General features: G+C 41.5%; 2 protein-coding genes. Both read right to left on the bottom strand.

Annotation, left to right across the window (positions count from 1 at the left end):
• Window positions 1–486, bottom strand: a 486-nt coding sequence (locus R7Q11_RS25610; RefSeq protein ID WP_225466929.1) for a PTS transporter subunit EIIC, incomplete at its 3' end; no start/stop codon positions are given.
• Between the two features lie 86 nt (window positions 487–572).
• Entirely contained in the window at window positions 573–818 is a 246-nt protein-coding gene (locus R7Q11_RS25605; protein WP_021451355.1) for a PTS sugar transporter subunit IIB, read from the bottom strand.
• Between the last annotated feature and the right edge of the window lies 1 nt (window position 819).

Below are 819 nucleotides of genomic sequence, written 5' to 3'. Positions count from 1 at the left end.
CTTTTTCATAAATCGATACAGCTCAACAGCAAAGAAGGCACACATTACTGCAGTGAAGATCCCTGTACCGCCCATGTGTTTCATCGCTAACGTGCCATCTTGAGCTGGTGCGGCCACCAGCAAGAAACACATTAAAGATAAAACCGCGCTAGTGATCCCATCCATTTTGTACGCTTTCGCCAGACTGTAGGCGACACCGAGCGACACGAAGATGGTCATGATCCCCATCGACATATTGAAAGGCATCATAATGGTGTCAAAGTGAGTGGTAGCAAAGTCGAGCCAAAGACGACCAAAGGTAAACGTCGTATCTTCAGCAAATGGTGGAAATGCAAAAATCAAAATGACACTGCCCACGATGATAAACGGCACAGCGACAATAAAACCATCTCTCATTGCGCGAACGTGGGGTTGATTACCCACTTTTGCAGCGATAGGGGCTATATGCTTTTCGACTGTTCCTATAATCGCGTCATAAAGCTTCATAGAGTCCATCCTTATTTCAGACAAAATAATCCCGCATCAAATATTTATATTTGATGAACAATTTTCTTTTATTTCAAATTATTGGCTTAGTTAATTAATTCTAATGCTTGTTCTAGTACTTCGTCCCCTTTCATCATTCCATATGCTTGGGGAGATATCGCATCGATATTTTTTCCGTACTCTTGCGCTGTTTTTCTTAACTCTTCCAGTTGAAAACGTACCTGAGGACCTAGTAAACAAACGTCATACTCTTTAATCGCCTCTTCAAATGCATTCACTGACATCGCATCAATTTTGCATTCAATTCCTTTAATTTCAGCAGCTTGCTCCATT

The organism is Vibrio sp. 970 (assembly GCF_033339075.1).
The sequence above is the reverse complement of the archived record's forward strand: the minus strand, read 5'-3'. Positions and strand labels throughout refer to the sequence as shown.